Raw genomic sequence first — 4,666 nt, forward strand, 5'->3', positions numbered from 1 at the left:
GGGCGGTAGAGGTCGGCGATACCGGGGTCGGCGGCGAGTTCGGCAAGGCGGAGGGCCTGCTCGACGAGGCACAGGAAACGCGGGAACGGGTCGTCGCGGCCGGGCGGGGGGCCGGGCAGGGAGAGGTCGAGGAAGCCGGCGAACGTGCCGGGGCCGAAGTGCTCCGCCAGGCGCCGGTAGTCGGCGGGCAGGGCGGTGCCGAGCCGGGCTTCGGCCGACGACCAGTCGACGGGCCACAGTCGCGACTGCGGCCTGCGCGTCGCGGCGGCGAGCCGCCGCACCCAGCGGTCACCCGGCACGTCAGCCCCTTCCTCCGTGTCCCCGGCGGGCAGGAAGGCCGCCGCCGGGTCGGCCCGGCGGGCCGTCACCGCGACCAGGTGCGACGCGCCGTCGTCGTTGTCCCGGACGATCCCGCAGCCGATCCAGCGCTCGCCCACTGCCCACCCGCACAGCTCGGCGAGGCGCCCGGCGAACGGGGCGGCCAGCGGCAGCCCGCTGTCGTCGTCGAGGGTGGGGCCGACGAAACCTCCGGTCGCAAGGATGCGCGACGACCCCCAGCGCGGGCGCAGCGCCTCGACGAGGCGGCGGTGGGCGGTGGTGAGGTCGCCGTCGGCCGGCGGGCGGGCGATGTCCGGGGCCGGGCGGGCCAGCAGGGCGTCGGCGACAACGCGACCGTCCTGGGCAAGGTCGTCGCAGTCCTGCGCAGCCCGTGACGGACGGCCTCGCCACCAACTCCCGTGCCCGCTTGAGTACGGCTACTCAGGCGCCGGCCCGAGTCGCACTCCTAACGTGGTGGAACGACGTGAGACGGGGGACCGGAGTGCTCGACAAGAGGTTGGCGAAGGGCTGCCTGGGGACCGTGATGGCTCTCGCCGCCCTGGCGGGGATCGTGTTCGCGCTCTACATCGGCATGTGGATCTACATCGGTCCTGCCGGCTGAACAGCGCAGTGCGCAGCTCGGGTGATCGACGGCGTACGGCGGCGGATCCGCTGGGTCAGGTCCGGCTTCCGCCGGCTGCGGCTCTCCATACGCCGTGGCGGATCCATTGCCGGTTGCCGACACATGCCACGGCCGGACCGACGAGCATGGACAGCATCCACAGTGCGACGCTGGCGGGTGAGTAGATGTAGTACGGCCATCGATTCGGCAGCAGCGTCGGCAGGAGAAGGAGCGCGATCAGTGTCGCCCAGGTTGTGGGCACAGTGATCACTGCGCGCGACGCCACATCCACACCGTTTCCCGGTGTCACGTGTCCCCCTGGCCGAGTTCGGAGCGGATCCCGGAGCGGGTCCCGCCCATCAAGTTTGAACGTGTTCAATACGCAACTCGGCTGCGGGGCCACCATCCCGCACGCCGGCCGCGGCGAGCTGGACCTGGAACCCCTCGCCGGGGCGCGGCCCGCCGCCGGCCCGGGTCTGGAGCCGCCCGAACGTCGGTGAGCAGCCTGACCACTCGGTCGTGGGGCAAGGACGTTCCCCGGTAGCAGATGAGCTCGAACGCCCACTGCTGCTCCGAGCCGTCGGCAGTTCGCCGGCCGGTGGGCCGGCGCGGGTCCTCGGGTCGGAGCGCTTGGATGTGGCGCAGGAGTCCACTGGGCAACCGGAGCGGGTGTGCCGGGCCGTTGAGGCGCTGGTACCAGCGGTCCAGGTGCGTGTGCTCGTCGGCGGCTGCGCGGGTGGAGTTGGGCATCGCGAAGTCGATGTCGGGCGAGTTGCTGTCCGGCCGTTGAACGCGGGCGGACACGGCGGCGGGCCAGGGTGGCTGCGGCGGTGGGGATGCCGGTGCTCTCGGCGCGGGCGCGTTCGGCGAGTCGGGCAGCGGCTTGCGGGGCGCCGTAGTTCAGCCGAGGCCGATCATGACGATGATGACCATGACGCGAACACGGATGGACCGGAGGCCGGGAGTATGGCCTGCTCGGCGCCGTCTCCGCCCGCATCCGCCGTCGGGTGGCCGGGATGACCGTGCCCGAGATCGACCGGCCCCGGCCGCCGCTCAGGACGACCTGCGGATCGCCGACCGGCACGCCGACGCCGGTGACGGGGCCGCCGCACTCCGGGCTGCGGTGGCCGTCCAGGAATGGCGGCGCGTGCTCGGCGAAGCCACCACCACCCTGCCCAACTCATCGTTTCAGTACGAGGAGTGGGATGCGGTGGGGCCATTCGGTGTGGTGACGGGTCATTCCAGGTGGCGTTTGGGTGTGTTGGCGCGGATCAGGGTGTCGTCGGTGGCGGGGTGGGCGAGGGGTTCGGCGGCCGGTCGGAAGCCGGCGAGCACGATGGCGAGGTGGCGGCGCCAGACACCGGGTACCTGGCCCTCGGTGTCGTCGATGAGGACGCGCAGCGCGAGGAGACTCGCGTACACGTCGGTGCGGGTGATCTCCTCGCGCACCCGGCTGGTGCGCTTGGCGCGGGTGAGGAGGTCGTCGACCAGGCCGAGCAGTTCCGTGCGGCGTTCGTCGGCCTCCGGGGGGATGGCCGCCCACAGGCGGGTGAGCCAGCCGTGGCGGACGGCCAGCACCGTGCCGGTGTCCCAGAGTGCCTGTTCCAGGGCCCGGTCGTCCGGCTGCTGTTCGGCCGCGCGGCGGAAGCAGTCGAGGATCGAGTCGAGGATCTCGTCGCTGAGCGCGGCGAGCAGGGACTCCTTGGTGGGGAAGCGGCGGTAGAGGGTGCCCATGCCGACGCCGGCGCGGGCGGCGATCTCCTCGACGCCGGCGTCGGGGCCGAGTTCGGCGAAGACCTCCCACGCGGCCCGCAGCAGCTTCTCCCGGTTCTGAGCCGCGTCGCGGCGCAGGGCCTTGGGCTTGGCAGGTGCGGGCCGGTGGGGGGTGGTCATCGCGGGGTCCGGTCCTCGTGCTCGGTCACCGGTTCACCGTCGTGAGCCGGGGCGATCCCACGCTGTGGTCGCTCCGGCGGCGCCGGGCCGTCGGGATGGCGAGGGAGGCGGCGGCGGCGAGCCCGGCGCTGATGGTCAGGAACCAGAAGGTACTGGTGTAGCCGGAGTCGTCGGGGAACGGGTGGGTGGCCGTGACCCCGGAGGACAGGATACTGGCCGCCACCGCGCTGCCGATCGCGCCGCCGATGGTGCGGATGTTGGCGTTCATGCCGCTGGCCGCGCCGGTCTGGGCCGGGGGGACGGCCTCGACGACGATGGCGGACATGGCGGAGAAGGCGAGGCCGAGGCCGACGCCGATCAGGGCCGAGGCGGTGTAGATCTGCCAGGCGTGGTCGTGCCGCAGGGCGAGCATCGCGAACGGGGCGATGGTGATCAGGCTGCCGGCGATCAGCACGCGCTTGGAGCCGTGACGGGCGGCGAGCTTGCCGGCCAGGACGCCGAGGGCGAACATGCCGCCCGTCATCGGCAGCATGTAGATCCCGGACCGGGTCACGCTCGCGGTGAAGCCGTAGCCGGCCAGGTGCTCGGGTGTCTGGACCAGTTGCGGCAGGAAGGTCATCGAGGTGTACATCCCGATGCCGAAGAGCAGCGCGACCAGGTTGGTGGTCCAGACGGCCGGGATACGCATCACGCGCATGTCGATCAGCGGGTTGTCCGAGCGCAGCTCGGTCACGATCCAGTAGCCGGCGAAGACCACCGCGGCGGCGAACAGGCCCATGATCCGCAGGGAGCCCCAGCCCCACTTCTGCCCCTCGCTGACGGCGAGCAGGAGGGCCACCAGCCAGACGGAGAGCAGCAGCCCGGCACGCCAGTCGATCCGGCCGGGGACGCGCACGGGGGACTCGGGGACGAACAGGTAGGTGGCGATCGCGGCGGCGCAGACGAGGATCATCGGCGCCCAGAACAGCCAGTGGTAGTCCAGGTGGTCGACGATCGGCCCGGCCAGGATCAGGCCGAGCCCGGCGCCGACGGCGGTCAGCGCGGCCGTGACGCCGACGGCGCTGCGGACCTTGGCGGGCGGGAACTCGTCGCGGATGATGCCGAACGCGAGCGGCACCACGGCACCGCCCGTGCCCTGGATGATCCGCGCGACGATCATCGGACCGACGGAGTGGGAAGCGCCGGCCAGTGCGGACCCGGCGGCCAGGGCGACGAGCGTGACGATCAGCATCCGCTCCTTCCCGACCTTGTCGCCGATCCGCGCCAGGATCGGGGTCGCCACGGAGGCGGACAGCAGGTAGCCGGTCATCAGCCAGGTCGCGGTGTCCTGGGTGGTGTGCAGGCGCTCCATCAGGGTCGGCAGGACCGGGACCACCAGCGATTGCAGCAGGGAGAACGCACCGACGCCGAGCAGCAGCACGGCGAAGGTCAGGTTGTGGTGGGGGCGTTTGGTGCTTGTTCGGGGCATGGGTGTGGGCTCCAGCGGAACACGTAAGCGGAGATTCAATTCCGCATCGAGGCTAGCAGAAGCGGAGAATGGACTCCGCATAGTCGGTTCCACTCGACGCTCGCACGCGGACGCCGACCAGCACTTCTCGCCGCTCCGGCCCAAGGCGTAGTCCACGACCTCCACCGAATGCCCTGCGAAGAACGCCCGGACATGCGCCTCGAGGGCCTCCGCGGCCCGCAGCCTCGTATCACTGGACGTAGGCGACCGTGCCAACGACCTCGGCGAAGGGCTGAGTGCCAACGACGGCCGGCGCGAGGGCGTAGGCGGTGGACAGGGCCGGGGCAGGACGCCGAGGGGGTTGCGGGTCGCGCCGGTGCCCTGCC

At 72.0% G+C, this 4,666-nt stretch carries 5 protein-coding genes and 1 pseudogene; 3 read left to right on the forward strand and 3 right to left on the reverse strand.

Annotated features, from left to right (window positions below):
• Positions 1-437 (reverse strand): annotated as a pseudogene (locus tag ACIQOV_RS28395) (hypothetical protein); the annotation flags it as partial.
• Positions 438-587: 150 nt separating this feature from the next.
• Between ACIQOV_RS28395 and ACIQOV_RS28400 the strand changes: the two are divergent.
• From ACIQOV_RS28400 to ACIQOV_RS28410, 3 genes are all read left to right on the forward strand, one after another.
• Positions 588-713 carry a hypothetical protein gene (locus ACIQOV_RS28400; protein WP_401053278.1) on the forward strand — a complete coding sequence of 42 codons (126 nt, stop codon included), beginning with the start codon at positions 588-590 and terminating at the stop codon, positions 711-713.
• Between the two features lie 89 nt (positions 714-802).
• Entirely contained in the window at positions 803-940 is a 138-nt protein-coding gene (locus ACIQOV_RS28405; RefSeq protein ID WP_401053280.1) for a hypothetical protein, read from the forward strand.
• Positions 941-1,311: 371 nt separating this feature from the next.
• On the forward strand, positions 1,312-1,440 hold the full coding sequence (locus tag ACIQOV_RS28410; protein WP_401053282.1) for a hypothetical protein: 129 nt from the start codon (positions 1,312-1,314) through the stop codon (positions 1,438-1,440).
• A gap of 736 nt (positions 1,441-2,176) precedes the next feature.
• Here ACIQOV_RS28410 and ACIQOV_RS28415 read toward each other — a convergent pair.
• Positions 2,177-2,833, reverse strand: coding sequence for a TetR/AcrR family transcriptional regulator (locus tag ACIQOV_RS28415; protein WP_401053284.1), 657 nt, complete (start codon positions 2,831-2,833; stop codon positions 2,177-2,179).
• Between the two features lie 25 nt (positions 2,834-2,858).
• Entirely contained in the window at positions 2,859-4,301 is a 1,443-nt protein-coding gene (locus ACIQOV_RS28420; RefSeq protein ID WP_401053286.1) for an MFS transporter, read from the reverse strand.
• Positions 4,302-4,666 lie beyond the last annotated feature (365 nt).

Source organism: Kitasatospora sp. NPDC091257 (assembly GCF_044757675.1).
Lineage (GTDB): Bacteria > Actinomycetota > Actinomycetes > Streptomycetales > Streptomycetaceae > Kitasatospora > Kitasatospora lactacystinica.

What these genes read in the sequence shown, in the direction of transcription:
- ACIQOV_RS28415 (WP_401053284.1), bottom strand. Translation starts at nt 2,833, where the DNA reads ATGACCACCCCCCACCGGCCCGCACCTGCCAAGCCCAAGGCCCTGCGC.
- ACIQOV_RS28420 (WP_401053286.1), bottom strand. Translation starts at nt 4,301, where the DNA reads ATGCCCCGAACAAGCACCAAACGCCCCCACCACAACCTGACCTTCGCC.